Annotated in this window: 15 protein-coding genes; 1 reads left to right on the top strand and 14 read right to left on the bottom strand. The window is 39.0% G+C overall.

Features of this window, described 5'->3' with window-relative positions; translation table 11 throughout:
• Positions 1–58: 58 nt before the first annotated feature.
• The 7 genes from MWU78_RS12370 to MWU78_RS12340 form a co-directional block, all read right to left on the bottom strand.
• Positions 59–241, bottom strand: coding sequence for a CPXCG motif-containing cysteine-rich protein (locus tag MWU78_RS12370; protein ID WP_246998150.1), 183 nt, complete (start codon positions 239–241; stop codon positions 59–61).
• Positions 242–320: 79 nt separating this feature from the next.
• On the bottom strand, positions 321–1,685 hold the full coding sequence (locus MWU78_RS12365) for a TolC family protein (RefSeq protein WP_246998148.1): 1,365 nt from the start codon (positions 1,683–1,685) through the stop codon (positions 321–323).
• Positions 1,685–4,984, bottom strand: coding sequence for an efflux RND transporter permease subunit (locus tag MWU78_RS12360; protein WP_246998145.1), 3,300 nt, complete (start codon positions 4,982–4,984; stop codon positions 1,685–1,687). Before MWU78_RS12360 ends, MWU78_RS12365 begins: the two co-directional genes overlap by 1 nt.
• Positions 4,984–6,120: an efflux RND transporter periplasmic adaptor subunit gene (locus tag MWU78_RS12355; protein ID WP_246998143.1), complete on the bottom strand. Its 1,137-nt coding sequence runs from the start codon at positions 6,118–6,120 to the stop codon at positions 4,984–4,986. The genes MWU78_RS12360 and MWU78_RS12355 overlap by 1 nt, the downstream gene beginning before the upstream one ends.
• Before the next feature lie 156 nt (positions 6,121–6,276).
• Positions 6,277–7,176 carry a hypothetical protein gene (locus tag MWU78_RS12350; RefSeq protein WP_246998141.1) on the bottom strand — a complete coding sequence of 300 codons (900 nt, stop codon included), beginning with the start codon at positions 7,174–7,176 and terminating at the stop codon, positions 6,277–6,279.
• Positions 7,177–7,189: 13 nt separating this feature from the next.
• Positions 7,190–8,068 (bottom strand): hypothetical protein, encoded by an 879-nt coding sequence (locus MWU78_RS12345; RefSeq protein WP_246998139.1) that lies wholly within the window; start codon positions 8,066–8,068, stop codon positions 7,190–7,192.
• A gap of 156 nt (positions 8,069–8,224) precedes the next feature.
• The gene (locus MWU78_RS12340; protein ID WP_246998137.1) at positions 8,225–10,141 is read right to left on the bottom strand and encodes an ABC-F family ATP-binding cassette domain-containing protein; all 1,917 of its coding nucleotides are present in this window, start codon (positions 10,139–10,141) and stop codon (positions 8,225–8,227) included.
• 65 nt (positions 10,142–10,206) lie between these two features.
• On the opposite strand from MWU78_RS12340, the gene MWU78_RS12335 reads away from it, so the two are divergent.
• Entirely contained in the window at positions 10,207–10,596 is a 390-nt protein-coding gene (locus MWU78_RS12335; protein WP_246998134.1) for a DUF983 domain-containing protein, read from the top strand.
• On the opposite strand, the gene MWU78_RS12330 is transcribed toward MWU78_RS12335, so the two are convergent.
• From MWU78_RS12330 to topA, 7 genes are all read right to left on the bottom strand, one after another.
• The gene (locus tag MWU78_RS12330) at positions 10,586–11,641 is read right to left on the bottom strand and encodes an FAD-dependent oxidoreductase (RefSeq protein WP_246998132.1); all 1,056 of its coding nucleotides are present in this window, start codon (positions 11,639–11,641) and stop codon (positions 10,586–10,588) included. The genes MWU78_RS12335 and MWU78_RS12330 overlap by 11 nt on opposite strands.
• A gap of 114 nt (positions 11,642–11,755) precedes the next feature.
• Positions 11,756–12,658 (bottom strand): gliding motility protein GldN, encoded by a 903-nt coding sequence (gene gldN / locus MWU78_RS12325; protein ID WP_246998130.1) that lies wholly within the window; start codon positions 12,656–12,658, stop codon positions 11,756–11,758.
• A gap of 99 nt (positions 12,659–12,757) precedes the next feature.
• Positions 12,758–14,326, bottom strand: coding sequence for a gliding motility protein GldM (gene gldM / locus MWU78_RS12320; protein WP_246998128.1), 1,569 nt, complete (start codon positions 14,324–14,326; stop codon positions 12,758–12,760).
• 59 nt (positions 14,327–14,385) lie between these two features.
• Positions 14,386–15,036, bottom strand: a complete 651-nt coding sequence (gene gldL, locus MWU78_RS12315) for a gliding motility protein GldL (protein ID WP_246998126.1) — start codon at positions 15,034–15,036, stop codon at positions 14,386–14,388.
• 85 nt (positions 15,037–15,121) lie between these two features.
• The gene (gene gldK, locus MWU78_RS12310) at positions 15,122–16,480 is read right to left on the bottom strand and encodes a gliding motility lipoprotein GldK (RefSeq protein ID WP_246998123.1); all 1,359 of its coding nucleotides are present in this window, start codon (positions 16,478–16,480) and stop codon (positions 15,122–15,124) included.
• Between the two features lie 115 nt (positions 16,481–16,595).
• The gene (locus MWU78_RS12305; protein ID WP_246998121.1) at positions 16,596–17,753 is read right to left on the bottom strand and encodes a formimidoylglutamase; all 1,158 of its coding nucleotides are present in this window, start codon (positions 17,751–17,753) and stop codon (positions 16,596–16,598) included.
• A gap of 1 nt (position 17,754) precedes the next feature.
• Positions 17,755–20,244 carry a type I DNA topoisomerase gene (topA, locus tag MWU78_RS12300; RefSeq protein WP_246998119.1) on the bottom strand — a complete coding sequence of 830 codons (2,490 nt, stop codon included), beginning with the start codon at positions 20,242–20,244 and terminating at the stop codon, positions 17,755–17,757.
• Positions 20,245–20,282: the final 38 nt, after the last annotated feature.

Genomic DNA, 20,282 nt, shown 5'->3' with positions numbered 1-20,282 from the left:
AAAAAGAGCCTAAAAGCAATTGCTTTTAGGCTCTTTTTCATTGATACATAGCTGATTCCTATTGGCCAATATCCATTGCTTCAAACCCTATGAGCTCCCCATCATTAAAAACCGGAGAAACCGATATAGGATTACAACAAACTTCGCAATCTTCCACATAGGTCTGTCTCGTTATGGAAGGGTCCAATAACATAGATATTTCTTCCCAACAATAAGGACATTGAAAGAAATGTTCGAACATGGATCAATAGTTTAAGTACTTAAACAATATAACTGTGAAAAGCTAGTTTTCCTTCTATTGGACAAGAGAAACAATGCCACTAGAATTCTTCCGATAACAACTGCCCTGTTAATTGTAATAGCTGTAATTCCGCCAACTTGGCGTCGTATTTGGCCAAATTCTTATTGGTCTGTGCGTTTAGCAAGTTTATTTGGGCCTGCCTAAATTCTATGGATGTTATTCTCCCCAATTGAAATTGCTCCTTGGAACGCTCAAAATTATTTTGATTGGTTACCACATTCTGCTCCTGAATCTTAAATATCTGCAACCTATTTTCATAGATTCCCAAGGCATTTAAAATATCCCGGTCGACCTCAAGTGTTACCTGATCTTTGAATAACTCTTGATTTTCATAGGCAATTTTTGCGTTTTTCACCCTCACGGTAGTTCCGCCACCGTCAAATAAATTCCAAGTAAGATTGGCCCCCAATGCCAAATTTAAACTATTCCTATTACTCCCAGGTATAATTTGACCAGGGAGAAATGAAGTTGCCGCGCTTTGGTTTAAATTCCATCCATAGGAACCAGTCAGACCTAAGGTTGGCAAATAACCCGATCTGTTCACTTTAACATCGTACTCGTTTATAGCCAAATTCCGTTCGGTCTGGAGTATGGCTACATTGTTTTCTTTTGATTGGGCAACATAATCCTCCAACTGTAATTTCGGAATAAAACTCACTAAGGTATCCACTACAAAGGTTTCATTGAGATTTTGATTGAGCACTACATTTAAATCCCGCTTGGTATTGGCTAAGTTCTGTTGAACGTTCATTAAACTGATGCTGTCGTTGGTTACATCTACCTGTGCATTAAGGATGTCCAGTTTTGTGTTTTGTCCATATTCAAAAGAATACTCAGCTCTTTTAATTCTGTCCTTGGAGATTTCCAGCGCTTGCCGCAACACATTCTCGTTTTCGGTCAACCTAGCAATTTCGTAATACACGCTAAATAACTGCAGAACGGTATTTTCTATTGTTTCCCTAGCTTGCAGCTCTGTTAACTGATACTGCTCTTTTAAACGTTTAAAATTATAGAGTCTGCCCATACCATCAAAGAGGGTATAGTTTAAACTAAGAGCTGCATTATACCCCTGGGACTCGGCATTTTTAATTTCCAAATCCTGCCTAGGATCTCCATTGTTTTCAAATTGCCCCGGATACTCTGTGGTACTATTAAAATCGTTATATGTAGCTCCAGCCGTTCCAGTAAGCCTGGGCAAATAGCCAGAGTTCAGGATTCCCGCATTATTGTCGGCTATGGCCAACTGATTCTTGGCAACCTTAATGCCAAAATTGTTTTCCAAGGCCAGCGACACTGCTGCATCCTTGGACAATAATTTCTCTTGTGCACTTAAACCCCCACAAATACCGATTAGTAAGGCTGTAATTAAATATCTATATCCCATTATTTATTGTCTTCCAATTCGTTAGATATTACAATTTCATCTTCTAACGATGTTGTAATTTCGGTAGATTGACCATTCTGCTCATGTTTTTCAAAATTTTGCATATGACTTTCCTCCTCTTGTTCCTTTATAGCCCTTTCCACCTCCTCTTTGGTCACTTTTTTACCGGTGAGCAACCATTTGGATCCTACCTTAATTTTATTGCTAAATGCCAGAAACAGTGGCAACATCAACAAGGTCAGTACCGTAGCATAGCCAATTCCGTAAGCAATGGATATGGCCATAGGCTTAAGGAATTGGGCCTGACGGCTTTTTTCCATTAGTAAGGGAGCCAATCCTGCAATAGTAGTTATGGAGGTTAAAAATATAGCTCTAAATCTAGATTTCCCAGCCTCGTAAATAGCGTCATCAAACTTCATTCCCTCCCTTAGATTGCCATTAAATTTCCCAATAAGTACTAAACCGTCATTAACCATTATTCCAATAAGGGCTATTATTCCCAACATGGATAAAACGTTAATAGGGAAATCGTGGATCCAATGGCCCCATGCAACAGCAGTAATACTGAAAGGCACTAAAACAATTAACATTAGGGGCTGACTAAAGCTACGGAAGGTAAAGGCGATGGTAATGTATATCAACATCAAAACAGTAAGACCTACAAATTTTAGCGAACCAAACAGTTTAGCGGTTTCCCTGTTCTGCCCTTCGTACGATGCTGTAACCGTTGGATATTTGGAATGGATATCCGGCATAATTACCGTCCTGATATCATTCATTATATCTGTGGCACTGGTAGTCTTGTCATCCTTGATATCCGCAGAAACCTGAATTTCACGTTGCCCTTCCAAATGGTTGATGGCAACATCGCCCCGCTCAATAACGTAGCTGGCAATTTCCTTTAAAGGCACCTTACTTCCATTGGGAGTAGTAATCCTCATATCGTCCAGATCATTGATAGAAGAACGGTTGGCACGATCATATCTGACCCACACCCGGATTTCGTCCTGACCACGCTGAAAGCGTTGAGCTTGAGCTCCAAAAAAGCCAGCTCGAACCTGATTCATAACGCTTCTCAAATCCAATCCCATTAAATAGGCATTCTCCTTTAGCTCTAGCCGTATTTCTTTGATTCCCGCAGGATCATTGTCTGCCACATCTTTTAGAAGCGTATTGTTCTCCAAGATAGACTTCAGCTCTTTTTTTGCCGCTTTTAATTCTGCTATATTATTTCCCAGAAGGGAGACAGAAACAGGACTACCTCCAAAATTGCCTCCGGAACCATAAATTAGGCTTTCCACGCCTATAACCGGACCTACCAATTCCTGTAACCTATTCGTAATTAAATCAGATCGTATTGCGTCCGGACGTTCTTCCCCTGGTAAGAGATTAATATCCAAGGAAGCTGTAGAGGAGCCTGGGCCCACTTTCCGTATCATGTTTTCAAACAGTTGTTTGCCCGTACCCTTTAAATATTTCTCGGTAAGCTCTTGGTCAACAATTTTTGCCTTTTCCTCTATCAAGCTGATAATTGAATCGGTTACCCTTTCATTCGTCCCATTGGGCATTAATAAATCTACAGATACCCTATCACTTGCCACCCTAGGAAAAAAAGCTGTTCTGATGATACCACCGCCAATGGAGCCGAAGCTCAAAAACAACAACATTACGAATATGGAAAACATCAATAATTTATAACGAAGTGAAAATCGCAATAAGGGACCATATAGCTTATCCCGCATCCAGACCATAAAACTATCGCCCCACTCGTTAATCACCCTTAATTTCGCAAATATCTTTGCCAATCCTTTTTTGGGTTTATTGTCCAAGGGCTGAAGTGCCTTTGAATGAGCCAAGTGAGCCGGTAATATAATAAGGGCCTCTACCAAGGAAACCACCAAGGTAAGAATAACAATTACGGAGACCTCCCCAAAAAATTCACCGATCCTACTATCCAAGAAGAGGAAAATAGAAAAAGCCAAAATCGTGGTAATGATAGCTGAGATTATCGGAGGCAACACCTCCATAACACCGTCAACCGCTGCCTGTATAGGGGGTTTACCTTTTTCGTAGTTCTGATAAATATTTTCGGCAATTACTATACCGTCATCCACCAAGATTCCGATAACGATAATCATTCCAAAAAGAGACAAAACATTGATGGTTACATCAAAAAATCCGGCAAAGACGAACATTCCCAGAAAAGCCACCGGCAATCCGAATGCCACCCAAAATGCCAAGCGTGTATTAAGAAAAATGGAAAGAAAAAGCAGGACCAGAATCATTCCCATTACAGCATTTTCCGTCAAGAGTTGAGTCCGTTGGTTCAATGTGACCGATTGATCGCTTACAACACTCAATTTTACATTGTTGTGTTTCTGGTTGTATTCTTCAATATAAGCCTTGACCATTTCCGATGAGGACAAAAGATCCTCTGTATTGGTACTCGTTATAGAAATATTAACAGCAAGGTTCCCATTAAAAAAGGTGGTGTTGGGAGTTTCTGAAAACCGGTCCCGAATTTCGGCAACATCTTTTAAACGGATGGTTTTTCCTGAAGAATTGGCCCTCACTACCAAATTGGACAACTCACTACCGTAATAAGACCTATTGTTGGCCCTAATAAGAAATTCTTCTGCGTCTGTCTTAATATTACCCCCGGTAACCAAAATATTTGCATTGGATACAGCTTGCGCCACCTCGTCAAAGGAAACATTATAGGCCAAAAGGCTATTTTCGTTCACGGCAATCTCTATCTCCTCTGCCGGGTACCCGGAAATAGTGATTTGAGAGATACCCTCCATGGCCCTTATATCATTCTCTACCTGCCTGCCAATCTGTTTTAAGGCCGACAAACTTATATTTTCACCGCTTATAGCAAAACTAATGGTTTGCCTCACAGTCTCCAGTTTGGAGACCACCAATGGCTCCATACCCGTTGGAAATGAAGGCACCCTATCTACCGCATTTTTAACTTCCAGGAGCATAAAGTCTATATCCCTGCCTTTTTCGATCTCTACATTTATAATACCACTGTTTTCCCTTGAAGTGGAAGTAACCCTGTCTACCCCTTCCAATCCTTTTAAGTTATCCTCTATCTTGAGGACAATGCCCTCTTCCACTTCTTGGGGAGAAGCTCCTGGATAGGTAACATTTATAGTAATGTTTTTCGAGTCAGTTAATGGAAAATATGAAGATTTTAATGACAATGCCCCAACGATACCAAAAACAAGGAAAGCCACAATTATTACATTTACGGCTACATGGTACTTAATAAAATAGGCTATAATATTCCTCATTAGTCTTGATTGTTGGTTTCTTGGTCTTTAAATACTTTCACCAACATTCCGGAATAGGCTCCCATTACCGGTTTGGATAAAATTGTAAGTCCATCTGGGACATCTTTGAGAACTACCTTTGTATTCGAAAAATAGACAGGATTAACTGGTATCAAATCCAATATGGAGTCCCTAACGACAAAAATTTGGTCGTTCTCCAACAACAAACTTCTGTTTACCTCAATAGCATCAACTTCTTCCCTTGCGGTAAGATTGGCCTCTAGGTACATGCCTTCCCTAAGGTCCGGGTCTTTGACCTCTATAAACGCCGTTATGGTTTGGGAGGTTAAATCTACCCGCCCATTGATCCTAGCAACTTTACCTTTATAAGTTTTAGATTGGCCAATACTTTTTAACTCAACCACTTCACCTACATTGAGCAAATCGCTATAGGTTTTACTTATGGCAACTTCAAGCTCATAATCGCTAGTATTGATAAATTCGCCCAATTTTTGACCAGAACGAACCAAGGTACCCTCCGTGACCAATGCCTCCGTGAGTACTCCATTAAAAGGTGCCGCAATGGTATATTTGGCCAAACGTTGCTCCAAATTCTTTGTAGTATAGTAATTGGTTAAAATACCACGGCCGGAAATAAAATATTTCTCCTTTTCAGTGGACATTTCAGGAAGAATGGGGACACTTTTATTTATATCAAAATTGGCTAAATATGTTTGCCATTTATTAAATATTTCCGGATAATCCAATCGAAGGTCCGGCATGATAGAAGTTATTAAATTGTATAAATTACTTTTTGAAGATTGGACATTGGCATAATATTCTGCTGCATCAATTTGAATTAAAATTTCTCCAGCTCTATATTCCTGTCCCGGTTTAAATAACTTTTTACCTGGTTTAAACACCCCTTGGACCTCTGCATAGAGCTCCACCCTTCTTTTGGCCACAAGATTTCCGTTAGCCGGAACAACAATGGGCACATTACCATTTTTGACGGTTTCAACAATAACCGTTTTTACCACTTTTTGCGGTCGTGGTTTTGGGGTATACTTACTATTTATAATATATTTCGCACCAAAAATGGAGCCTATTATGAGGAGTACCCCAACAATAGATAAAACAATTTTTCTAGAATTCATAAAAGGGCTGTAAGTTGGTTTGATTGCAAAACTATCTATAAGTTTAAGTGACTTTTGTTAAATGTATCTTAAAGTTCCAAAATAACATAATTACAAAAAAAAAGGGAATACAATTTGTATTCCCTTTAACCAAACCAACTTATTTTTAAGCATTTACTATTCTTCCATTTCGTCCTCAAACTTCGTATCCGCCATTCTTGTCTTAATGACATCAAAATCTTTATACTTATTTTCTTTTTCTACCTTATCATAGTCAAAAACAAGAAACTGACTTGAATTCATATTGTCCATATTATCGAACGAGAATATATTGTTGTTCTGAATTTGAAGAATCTGAAGGCTGGACAATTGTCCAAACTCTTTCGGAATTTCCCCACCAAGTTCGTTGTTGGCCAAAACCAACTCCTTCAATTGACCCAATTTTCCTAATTCTCCTGGAATAGAACCGTACAGTTTATTCTCAAAAAGTCCTAAACTCTCCAGGTTTGAAAGTTCTCCCAAAGAATTTGGTATGCGCCCCGTAAGGTTGTTACTCGACAAATTCAGTTCCTTTAAGGTCTGTATGTTTCCAAGACTTTCGGGTATTTTCCCCGACAAGAAATTATTAAAAGCTGACAGCTTTACCAGCGATTTCATATTTCCGATTTCAGAAGGTATTTGGCCTTCCAATCTATTCATTTCCAATTTTAGAACCTCTAATTTACTAAGCCCGGCAAGACTTTTTGGTATCTCTCCACTAATGGCGTTGAAGGCCAGGTTTAGATGTACCAAGTGTTTTAAATCTCCTAAACTTGCAGGCAGACTACCCACAAGGTTGTTCCTAAAAAGGTTAATTTTTACCACATGGCCATTTTGCACGGTTACACCATGCCACGTGTTGACCGGGGCATTAACATCCCAGGTAGTGTTCCATTTTTCACCTTGCATATTTTTGTAAAGTTCCAAAAGCACATTTGTCTCACTTTTTGGAACCATGGCGTTGACCATACTAGTAAACACCATACAAAATACAAGCAGTGCCATAAATCCGGCATTACGCAATTTTCGTTGTAACATATCCATATTTTTTCTAATTAACTCCATCCTCAAAACGCGTTTCAGCAGTTCTAATATCCTTTTCGCTATTTAATTTATTAATATCAAAATCTCTAATCTTATTACCATCAAAATCAAATAGTGCCAACCTATCTTTAGCAGCATCACTATTGAAATGATGTTTACCAAATTTGTTATTTTGAAGTTGAACCAATTCCAGATTAGGCAAGTTTAGAATATCTTCTGGAAAATGTCCCCTAAAATTATTTTCTGCCAAAACCAGCATTTTCAAGTGGGTAAGATTATCCAGGTTTTCCGGCACTACACCACTAAAATTATTATCGGCCAACTCTAACCGCTCCAAATATTTCAATTTTCCAAATGTTAATGGAATAGTGCCAATTAATTCGTTATGGGAAAGCAATACTACCTTTAGCTTTTTAATATCTCCCATACTAACCGGCAATTCTCCGGAAAGGCTGTTGTAAAATAAATCCAAAACCACAAGCTTTTCCAGATTACCAATGTTTTCTGGAATTGCGCCGGTAATCTTATTTTTACCCAACCTTAGCACAACCAATTTTTCCAATTTGGTGATTCCTCCGGGAATATCCCCACCTATCCTATTCAAGGCTAGATTCAAGACCTTTAAATTAGCCAGGTCGCCAATAGAATTTGGTAAGTTACCCCTAAGATTGTTATTCATTAGATTAATGGAAACCACCTTGTTGTTCTCAATACTAACACCCTCCCAAGAAGAAACAGGCGCTTTCAGGTCCCAACTTTTGGTCCAGGTATCCCCATTGGCACTGTTATAAAGGTCTATCAAAGCATTTTTTTCCAGAGCAGAAACCTGTCCAGACAGAAATTGCCCAACAACAACCATAAATAACATGAATATGCTTTTTCTCATATTTTCCACCTAAGGATTAAGAATTACCCTACAAAATAAGATTATTGTTCGACAAACAACAAAAGTATTCGATGAAAAACACATGAAAGCCCTATTTTTGTTGTGAAAGTGCCAAAAGTTGTGGTGAAAATAATTTGACCCTTTATATTATTTGTCCTACAAAGAGAATTCTTCCAGCTCCAAGGTGATATTTTCCCAAGTTTTCATCAGATTTTCGAGGTTCTTTTTTTTCTTCTGATAAGCGTCGAAAAAATTGGATTTTGCAATGGTTGCATCATAATTCATAAGCAGATCATGGTCTATACCTGCTATTTCCTTTTCCAACTTGGATATATCGCTCTCCGTTGAGCTGAGTCTGTTCTTAAGGGATTTTATCTTTTTTTGATCATCAAAATCGACATGTTTGTCCTTGGATTTTTCTTTCTTCGGGACTATTGTTTGTTTCTTTTCTATAGCCCGAAAATCCTCGACTTTGCGCTGTTCCAAATAGAAATCGATATCCCCAAGATATTCTTTAATTTTACCATCTTTAAATTCATAGACCTTATTGGTAAGTCCTTGTAAAAAGTCCCTATCGTGACTCACCAAAATCAAAGTTCCATCAAAATTCTGAAGGGCCTGTTTTAGTACGTTCTTAGATTTTATATCCAAGTGGTTTGTAGGTTCATCCATCACCAACACATTAAAAGGCTGTAGGAGCATTTTAGCAAGGGCCAATCTGTTCCGCTCACCACCAGAAAGTACTTTTACATATTTATCCACCTCATCTCCCCGAAATAGAAAAGACCCTAGAATATCCCTTACCTTACTCCTATTTTTCTCATTGGCAGCGTCTATCATAGTATCTAAAATGGTTTTTTCACCATCCAAATATTCCGCCTGATTTTGTGCAAAGTATCCTATCTGAACATTATGTCCCAGTTTTAAATGCCCTTTATGATCCAAATCCCCCACCATAATTTTGGCCAGAGTAGATTTTCCCTGTCCATTTTGCCCCACAAAAGCAGTCTTGGAATCCCTTTCAATTAAAAGATCAATCCCTTGTAAAACGTGGTTATCACCATAACTTTTGGCCAAACCTTCAATTTCAGTTACCACCTTGCCTGGAGTGACCGAAATTTGAAATCTCAAATTCATCACACTATTATCATCCTCATCAACCTCTATCCGCTCCATTTTATCGAGCTTCTTGATCAGGGACTGTGCCATGGAAGCCTTTGTGGACTTGGCCCTAAATTTTTCAATCAACCTTTCAGCTTGCTGTATTTCTTTTTCCTGATTTTTTTGGGCATTTAACTGCTGTTCCTTTATTTCGTTACGCAGCACCAAGTATTTGGAATAAGGCTTATTGTAGTCATAGATCCTCCCTAAAGATATTTCAATGGTTCGGTTGGTAACATTATCCAAAAACATTTTATCGTGGGATACGATCATTACACCCCCGGAATAATTTTTCAAAAAATTCTCCAACCAAATAATGGATTCTATATCCAAATGGTTTGTAGGCTCATCCAACAGTAACACATCATTACTCTGCAACAACAGCTTTGCCAACTCTATCCTCATCCGCCAACCTCCGGAAAAAGTTTCAGTTTTACGGTCAAAATCCTCACGCTTAAAACCAAGGCCCAACAATACTTTTTCGGTTTCACCCTGATAGTTATAACCGCCCAATATTTCATAATGGTGGGTTACATCGTTCAGATCTATAATCAATTGATTATACCCTTCACTTTCATAATCTGTACGTTCTGCCAGCTGGTGATTGATTTCGTCCAACCTAAGCTCCAATGCCTTTATCTCTTCAAATGCCTGATGGGCTTCTTCCAGCACGGTTCTACCCAGTTCAAAATCGATATCCTGACGTAAAAACCCCATTTTAATATCTTTTTCAGAGGCTATAGTTCCCGAATCTATGGGCATATCCTTTGATAAAATTTTCAACAGAGTAGATTTACCTGCCCCGTTTTTACCAATAAGACCAACCCGGTCTCCTGAATTTAAACGGAAAGATATTTCTTCGAACAAGTATTCTCCTCCAAAGGAAACGGAGAGGTTATGGATATTAAGCATATTTGGTGACTAATGTTACACTGATTACATCTACAAAAATGTACTTTTGTAGAAACTTTTTGCAAATGTTAAAAAAAGGAAACAAACTCTACAGCATTTTAACAGGAACTTGTCCTAAATGTCACGAAGAGAGCATGTATGAGGATAAAAATCCATATCATATTGGAAATATCTTTAAAATGAACGAACGTTGTTCGCATTGTGGCACCAAATATAAAATTGAACCCTCTTTTTTTTATGGAGCTATGTATGTTAGTTATGGTGTAGGTGTAGCATTTGCCGTAGCCACTTTCATAATTGCGTTTGTAATGTTCAAAGCTACGTTGATAAATACTTTTATTGCAATAATTGTTACTATGATAATCTTTATGCCCTTTATAATTCGGGTATCACGAAATATCTGGATTAATTTTTTCGTAAAATACGACCCCAAGGCCGCAAAGGTCAATTCTTAAAATGTTTCTTGGTAAAACGGGATAGGTCCATTTCAGGTTCCAAAGCCGTATTATTTTCTATGAAATTGAAAAGCTGCTTGGAAGCCATTGGGGCGATCATGACCCCTCGGGATCCCAAACCGTTAAGTAAAAACATATTTTTATGTTCGGGATGTCTACCTACAAGCGGCTTCCTATCACTTACCGTTGGCCTTATTCCGGCTACGTGGTCTATGACCTCATAATTACATTTTAAAAAAGTGTCCAACTTTTGCAGAAGTTCCTGTTTGCATTCCTCGGTTGGAGTATTGCTTTTATCCTTCCATTTATAGGTGGCACCCACCCTATAAAGGTCATCGCCCAAAGGAATAATGAACACAGAAGATTTAATAACCCGCTCCTCTTTTAAGGCTGGTGCCTTAATGGTCAACAATTCACCTTTGGTACCGTTGAGTGGCAAATAATTGAAATACGGATTGGTTTTTATACCAAACCCTGTAGCGAATACTATCTTTTTAACTTTTAATCCTCGGTATTCCAAATAGCCATCCTGTAGCTTTAGGGCTTCAAAATCAAAAGATTCCTGAAGTATTAAACTCTGACTCTCTAGATACCGCTTATAATGCGATACCAAAACGGAGGTATCTATCCTGCCAGTATGTAATACTTCCCCGTAGCCATTAGGGGCATCAATGTTAGGATTATCATTAGGCAGTATTTTTGGAGCTATAAATCGACTTAAGTTAGGCTTGTCTGAGGCCTCGAACCATAGATTCTGTTCATTTATACTTGAAAAACGTCTAAGGATAGGAATTTTATAATCCAATTGGATATTTAATTTTTTTTCCAACGCGTTATAAAAGGGAATCGCAAGATCTAATTGCTCATTGGCGTTCCAGGCCAAAGTAAATCGTTTAAGGGTAACCGGATTGTACAACCCACCCGCCACCACAGAGGAGGTTTGGGAACTATCCGTGATCACTTTAAACGACTTTTCATTCGTTTCCAATACTTCGCAAAAGGAGATGCCGGCCAAGCCCAGGCCCACAATTAAATAGTCTACCATGGTGTAAAAGTAGAGAAGGAATTTTAAATCTTCAGTAAAATAGTGCAAAAAGAAAAGCGCCACATCATATGATGTGGCGCTCTGATTTATATGTGAATTGGAATTTTATTAAGGCTAGTATGCCCACATATCTTGCTCTCTATCTCGGATAACCTCTTTAATTCGTTTGGATTCCAATAATTGGAACAAGGCATTATCGGCTATATAGTCCTTAACCTCACGATCCCCATGCACGTTATCCTCCTTATAGATAGTGGCATTGAATCTTCTGGCATTCAATAACATATCAAAGGAAATAGGCTGTGCGGAATTGCGTTGGTTAAACACTTTGGCCTCATGTAATATTTGTCTTGCACTTGGGTACCATACCCAGAACAACGGAACTTTTGCTTCGGCCAAATCCATAGACTCATCATCTATAAAGTTAACATCCGGAGCTACGGGAGCAATACCCAACAATCGGTATTTTAACTCTCCCTGTCTTTTGTCGAAATACCAGATTCCTTTAACAAGGTACTCCTCCAAATCGGCAGCGGAAAGGTTCCTGCGATTAATATATTCAGGGGAAATTGGTTCTCCTGCGTTATACTGCTCGTAACCATAGTCTGTAGTGTCCACTTTCTGCAAAGTAGCAGCCAAATCACTGAACTTTCTTTTCTCGGTAAAATAGGAATCCACGTATACATCTTCCAGTCTACCATTTTTAATGTTCTTGATCAAAACATCGTACAACGACCTTCTATCAGGACCAATATCAATTGTATCCAAAGGATAATACAGTGGAAAATTAACACGCTCGTCCAAGTCGATGACTTCCCAAACGGTCTTGGACCAGAGTATATCCCTATCATCCACATAAGCATAGGGCAAAGGAGCATCGTTATCTTTCTCGATCTGCGCCTGTGTCTTCTTACCTATCTCTTCCGGTAATTTGGCATTTAAAATATTTGCCTGGGCGGAAATAGACAATGGTAAAAGAACCACTACTCCAATTAATAAAACATTTTTCCAATTCATCAGTTTAAATTTATTGTTTTTAATCTTCAGTCCCGTTATCAGGAGACTGGTGAATTAGCCATGGCAAACATTTACCATGGCTCCTTCACAACATTTTTACTAGTTTGTTATCTCCACAACAACAGGAGATACTTTTTTAAGCTTATAGCCTTTATTATTTGTGATATAGGCTTCGATATCAAATATCTGAACGGCATCTCCACGGCTAGCTCTTTTAAGGGCAGACTTGGCTCTAGCGTCCAATTTGTTACCGTTTACATCTACAGTTGGCTGTCCAGGAACTTTAAATTTAAATCCGCTAACCGCAAGGTTAAGGTCAAAATCAAAATCTTCCAACAACGCACCTATTGTAGAAATCTCTAGGTTGTTTTTTCCCATTTTAGCACTTCCGGATTCTCCTCTCACAGAACCTGAAGGTCTTGGAATATCCTTAATTCTGAACTCAGAAGAAGTTTTGATCATTTGACCATCAGGCAACTTACCTGAGGCGGTGATTGAAACAGATCTTCCTGTACCAGGATTCATAGCATATTTACTTCCACTTTGCTTACTAAGTCCAGGAGCAGATGCAGAAACATTGTTATCAGGAATACCAGGAATGGATATGGTGATAGGGTTGGAAACCCCACGATAAACCACATTCATTTTATCGGCTGAAATCACAGCAGCATTAGGCTTTGTAATAGTTGCAAATGTTGAGGATACCGGCACTTCTGTACGCTCCCCATCCTGCATAAATACTAAATTACCAGCTATTTTATGATCTCCAGCACTTCCAGCACTAACCGTTAATCTAACTTTACCGTCCTCGATCACATAATCCGAACCTTCGTTCAACTTTCTTCCGTCTAAGGTCAAATTAACTTCATTAGGTTTTGTTGTGGCATCTTTACGACCCAATACAATATTACCGGCAAACTTTTCACCTGCATAAAATGCAGATTTTTCTTGCTCCAATAAGGTAGTATAATTGGTCATGGAAACCTCACTGCTCAACTGACCTTGAAGCATAGCTTTTAATGCATCTTCTTCGGTAGCTTTTATATCCGCCTGAAGCGAAGTGATTTTAGTCAATGACGCTACTAAAGGATAGCCTTCAAAGTTATAGTTCAACCAATCTTGTTTGGAACCATCCCTTTTTTCAACTTTACCGTTTTCATCACCAGTCTCGAACCTACTTTTAACAGAAGACTTTACAGACTCCAGTTCTTGAGGCATAACCGCAGAAATTTGTGTGCGATAATTTACCAAGCGATCCAAGAATTCTTTACCATCAGCTCCAAGTTGGTCTCCTTGAAAAAAACGTTGATCTAAATAATCGGTCTTGTCCATTACTTGATAATCTTTTGGATCCTTAACATCGACCATCATCTCCTTTTTCAAGTTTTCCAAGTATTGGTAATACTCTAGGGACAATTCCTTTATTTTCTTGGCATCTTCCAAAAGAGGACCAAATTTCTCAGCATTTTCTGATGCTTTAGTTTCAAGACCACTTAGGAAAGCAGTATTGTTTTCCGTGGTTTTTAAGTTAGAAGCTTCTAACTTTTCGTTCATAAGACCGAAAGCCGATAGAACTTCTTTTCCCATATTTAAGGCCAGCATCGCGATGAAGATCAAGTACATTAGGTTGATCATCTTCTGACGTGGTGTTGCTTTTCCTCCTGCCATTTTTCTAATTAGTTTTAATTATTAATCGATTTGGGTTTGGTTATTTGAATTATAACTAATTAGTTTCTAGTCATTGCAGATAACATACCACCGTATACTCCGTTCAAAGAAGAAAGGTTGGTTGCCAAAGATTCCATTTGATCTTTTAAGGCACTTGAATTCTGTACCACTTCCTCGTTGATAGACGCTTGTCTGCTTGCGCTTTCCAACTGAACTTTATAAAGACTGTTCAAAGATTCCATTTGAGAGGCAGCTTGTACCATTTCATCAGAATACTTTTTAGTGGACTCCATAGCATCAACAGTTGGAGCAATACCCTTGGCAGCACCTTCAAAGTTTCTAATGCTAGATCCAAGACTTTCCATAAGGTTGGCATCTACACCAGCCTCTTTTAACAAATCATCCAATTTTTTGGATAAAGATGATTCCGCTTCCTTCATTTCAGCGTTGGAATTTGATTTTCCTGAAGCGGCACCTCCACCTAATTCTGGATACACCAATGACCAATCGTATTCGTCATCTACTGGTTCAAATGCACTAATAGCAAAAATTAATGCTTCGGTAATAAGTCCGATTGCCAATAACAATCCTCCCGTAAGTGGGCCAAATTGCCAGTGAAGGATCTTAAATAATGCTCCTATAATCACTACAGATGCACCAAGGCCGTAGGCCATGTTAAATAATTTCTTAGTTGATTTTGACTGTGCCATAATTTTAAATTTAATTAAGTAATGTTAATAATAAGTATTTGGTTTAACGTTTGATTTAATATAAAGGTCTTCTTTATTTTATATTTTAATTGGTAGAATCTTCCTCTCCCATGTAATCCTGTACGGTTCTAAAGCCGATGTAACTACGTGCAGAATCTTGGTATTCGTAATCTCTGGTGCTTACCTGTAGGAAATAAGCAACATCTTTCCAAGATCCACCTCTTATAACTTTTCTAGCATTGTTGGTCGATTCTGCATTTGGGTTCATCGTAGACACATATTCGTATGAATTTGGGTCATAACTACTATTCGTCCATTCAGAAACGTTACCAGCCATGTTGTATAGATTATAATCATTTGGTTCATAGGCCTTTGCCTCTACCGTGTACAAGGCCTGATCGGCAGCATAATCCCCTCGCTGTGGCTTAAAGTTGGCCATAAAACAACCAGTATCACTGATTACATAAGGACCACCCCATGGGTATGTTCCACCTTCTATACCTCCTCTAGCAGCATATTCCCATTCCGCTTCTGTTGGTAATCTAAAGCGATTGACAAATTGCTTGCCTCTACTTTTTTGATCGTCGTTCTTGTATTTTGTTCTCCAGTTGCAAAAAGCCTGGGCCTGTTGCCATGAAACACCCACTACAGGATAATCACTATAGGCATCATGCCAGAAGTAATCGTTGTGCATTGGTTCATTATAGGAATATGAAAAATCTTTTATCCATACCGTGGTATCGGGATATATTTCCAATTCTTCCTGTTTTATGAAATCCTTTCTACTTCCCTTTTTGGCACGAGCTGCTGCTTCAATATCCATCCAGGTGTATTTGTATTTCAATTTGGTAACATCTATATTACGTTGCCCATTATAAGATTCTTCTTCTGGCAAGTACATGGAATCTACCATGACCTCGGTATAATATTCATCAGGATATCTGGATATATCCCATATCAAATCAACCCTTTTGTTCAACGCCCTACCTTCGTAGCCCGTTTCGCCCATGCCGGAATAGTTGTTTAGCATATACTTATCGTAAGCAGATAATTTTGTGGTATCGGCATCCTTAAAGGCATATTCGCCTATACCGCCATCATCTGGACCTAGTCCCAGTTCATCTGCCAGTATTGCCAAATTTGTTCTTGCGATGGAATCTTTTACCCATTCTACAAATTGGCGATATTCGCTATTCGTAATTTCCGTATCATCCATGTAGAAAGATCGAACAGTTACAGTTTTTGTCGGGGCGTTTTGCGTCTGAGCCTGATCCTCCTCACTTTTACCCATGATGAATGCTCCTCTAGGAATCAATTCCATACCATAGGGTTTTTCGGGATACCACTTTTTTCCTTGAGCTCCGACCAGCTCTCCTTTTGTTTTGGACCCACAACTTGAGAGTAAAAAAACAAATGCTATAGATAACAACAATAGCTTCTTCATACGTTAGGTTAAATTTCGATTATGATTATAAATGCAAACACAAGTATTATTCTCTAAAACTTATTTTTAAATAATTTATTGTATAAAATTTGTTTTATACCCTAAAATTATTATTTCAATTAAACCCTTTTTTGTAGGCTTTAAACCACCGCTCAGGAATATTTTGATTACATGCATCTAGATAATCCAATTCGGTGCATGGTAATAACGCAGGTGAATTTGTTTTAGTATGTGAAGTTAAAATTGAAGGTACCTCTACCCACCATCTTTCGCTAAGATGACTTTTATAGAAGATAAGGGATTCATCTTCGGTAGGTACGGTATACTTGGTGAAGTCGTTACTATTACTATTGGGCAGCTCTTGAATCCTATAGTTCAGCCCCTCTATAAAATACCATATTATTTGTGCGACAAGTTGAAAAGATTGATTGCTATTCTCGCATTCGTAAATCCCAAAAACGGATACATTGTCGCTAATTCCAGCATATCTAGCTATGGCACAAATTTCCCTCCCGTTAAAACCATTGGGGGAATAATTTCTGGAATACCCTATATCGGCGGCACGTATGGCACGTGCATCCAAACTTACCACATGAGCGTTCCTTAACACGGGTTCTGCCAAGGTTATATTGGAAATTAACTCCCCCAACCTGTAGGAATCAAAGAAAAGTCGCTCCATAAGGTCCAATTCTTCCTGGGAATTAAAATAACTTTGATAGCCTATATTGGAAAAATTGAAAAGATTGTTGGGTTTATCGGTAATTATTTTACTCATATACGAATGGGAAGAAATAAGTTCTTCGTCCATCCCAAAATCAAACCTACTATCTATGGACACCAAGTTGACCATATTTTTAAGTCCGTCAAAAGCCCTATAAGTGGGATATGTAAGGTCTTGGGTAGCACCAATTACAATGGGAATAATATTTTCTTCCAATAATCCGGCAACAATTTCCTTGACAACGAAATAGGTGTCCTCTACGGTCTCACCTTCCTCTATATCGCCCAAATCCACAATGGAAGAGTTCCAATTGCCCAACATTAAATTATAAAGCTGAAGCCTGATCTCCGAGATATCCAGGCGCTCTGGTTTTTTCTCGAAAGCATTCCTGGATTCATTGACCCCCAGTATGGCCACACTAACATTTGCCAATACCGGAAGACCATGCCGTGAAGTATGCATATATACGTGTTTTCCCAATGCTTGGGCCGGTAGTAATTCGCAGTGGGCCAATACCCTATCACTAACGGGTACTAAAAAATCGAATGCCATATTATTTTTTAGCCTTAGGTTTCGCTTTAGTTTTTTTCTTAGGTGCTTTTTTTGCTATTAATTCCTGTGCCTCTTTAAGGGAAATCTTGGTGGCATCCACATCTTTGGACACTTCCACTTTTATTTTACCCTTAATAATGGAATGCCTTCCCCATCTTGCCTTTTCTATACGAATACCCTCCTCTGGCCATTCCTGAATCAACTTATCAATTTCCTTTTGTTTTTTGGCCTCTATAATCTCCTCAATATCCTGTTTGGATAGAGTATCAAAGTCATATTTCTTACTTACATTAATAAACATTCCGTCCCATTTAATAAATGGGCCAAACCTACCAACTCCTTTGGTAACATCCTTATCCTCGTAGGTAGCTATAGGGGCATCTGCTTTTTGTTTCTCCTTGATAAGCTCTACAGCGCGGTCCATATCTATCTCCATGGCATTTTCATCCTTGCCCAGGGAAACAAACTTTTTCCCAAACCTAATATAGGGGCCAAACCTACCCACATTGGCTTCTACTTCCTCCCCTTCATACTCTCCAAGCTTTCTAGGCAACTTAAACAGATCCATGGCTTCCTCATAGCTAATGGTATTTAAAGATTGATCCGGCAACAGACTGGCAAACAACGGTTTTTCCTCATCATCTACCGTACCTACTTGCACCATAGGCCCAAAACGGCCCAATCTTACCGAGACCTGCCTTCCGGTTTTGGGATCGGTCCCTAAAACACGTTCACCACTGGCCCTATCGGCATTTTCTTCCACATCCAGGACCTTGGGGTGAAAATCCCCATAAAAATCCTTCAGTACTTTTTGCCAATCCTCATCCCCTGAAGCAATCTCATCAAAATCTTCTTCCACTTTTGCAGTGAAATGATAATCCAAAATTGTTTCGAAGTGACTTACCAAGAAATCGGTTACAATCATTCCAATATCCGTAGGGACCAATTTACCTTTGTCGGATCCCACATTTTCGGATAAATCTTTAGCAATAAGTTTATCGGATTTCAACAATAACTGCACATAATTCCTCTCCGTGCCCTCAATGGTACCCTTTTCTACATAGCCTCTATTTTGAATTGTGGAAATAGTAGGCGCATAGGTAGACGGTCTTCCTATGCCAAGTTCTTCCAGTTTCTTTACCAAAGACGCTTCCGTAAATCTATATGGAGCCCTGGAAAAACGCTCTGTTGCCGTTATATAATTATTAAGGAGCTTTTCACCCTCCTTCATTGCCGGAAGCATTCCTTCCTGCTCTTCACTTATATCTTCTTCATCGGTTCCTTCCAGATACACCTTTAGAAAACCATCAAATTTGATTACCTCCCCGTTGGCGGTAAATTCTTCTTTATGGGTATTGGATTTTATTTTAATGTTAGTGCGTTCCAATTCTGCATCACTCATTTGTGAGGCAAGGGTACGTTTCCAAATTAGTTCGTATAATTTGGATTGATCCCTTTCCAAAGAAGGGGACTGATTGGTCATCTCCGTAGGACGAATGGCCTCATGGGCCTCCTGTGCTCCCTTGGATTTTCCGGTAAAACTCCTAACCTTACTGTACTCTTTACCGTAATTACTTATAATGGCATCCTTTGCCGCATCTATAGCATCTTTGGAAAGGTTAACACTATCCGTTCTCATATAGGTTATTAACCCTGCCTCGTACAAGCGTTGTGCCACCTGCATGGTCCTTGAAACTGAAAAATACAATTTCCTTGATGCCTCTTGCTGTAATGTTGAAGTTGTAAATGGAGCAGCCGGCGATTTTTTTGCCGGTTTCTTATCCAGTGTAGCTACGGAAAAATTAGCTCCTATATTTTCCTTTAGGAAAGCTTCCGCCTCCTTCTGGCTTGCATAGGTCTTATTTAACTTGGCTGTAAATATACTGCCCTCATTGGTTTTGAATTCGGCCGATATCCTAAAAGCCGCTTCAGGCTTGAAGGCTTCTATATCCCGTTCCCTTTCCACAATCAATCTAACCGCTACAGATTGAACCCTACCAGCAGATAATCCTGGTTTAATTTTTTTCCACAAAACGGGGGAAAGTTCGTAACCCACCAATCTATCCAGCACTCGTCTGGCCTGTTGGGCGTTAACCAGATTATAATTTATTTCCCTAGGATTTTCAATAGCCTTCTGAATGGCAGATTTGGTAATGGAATTAAAGACTATCCTCTTGGTTTTATTCTTATCCAACTTTAACTCCTCGGCCAAATGCCAGGAAATAGCCTCTCCCTCCCGGTCCTCATCACTAGCAAGCCATATAGTTTGAGCTTTGTCCGCCAAATCCTTAAGTTTTTTAACCAAGGCCTTCTTATCCTTGTCAACAATATATTTGGGGGCAAAATTATTATCCACATCCACTCCCAATTCTTTGGAAGGTAAATCGGCAATATGCCCAAAACTGGACTCTACCTTATAATCCTTTCCTAAAAATTTTTCAATTGTTTTTGCTTTAGCCGGGGACTCTACTATTACTAAATTCTTTGCCATTAACTAGTTTTTGGTGACACAAAAGTATATCAATTTTT

Source organism: Arenibacter sp. F26102 (genome assembly GCF_023015865.1).
Classification (GTDB): domain Bacteria; phylum Bacteroidota; class Bacteroidia; order Flavobacteriales; family Flavobacteriaceae; genus Arenibacter.
The sequence above is the reverse complement of the archived record's forward strand: the minus strand, read 5'-3'. Positions and strand labels throughout refer to the sequence as shown.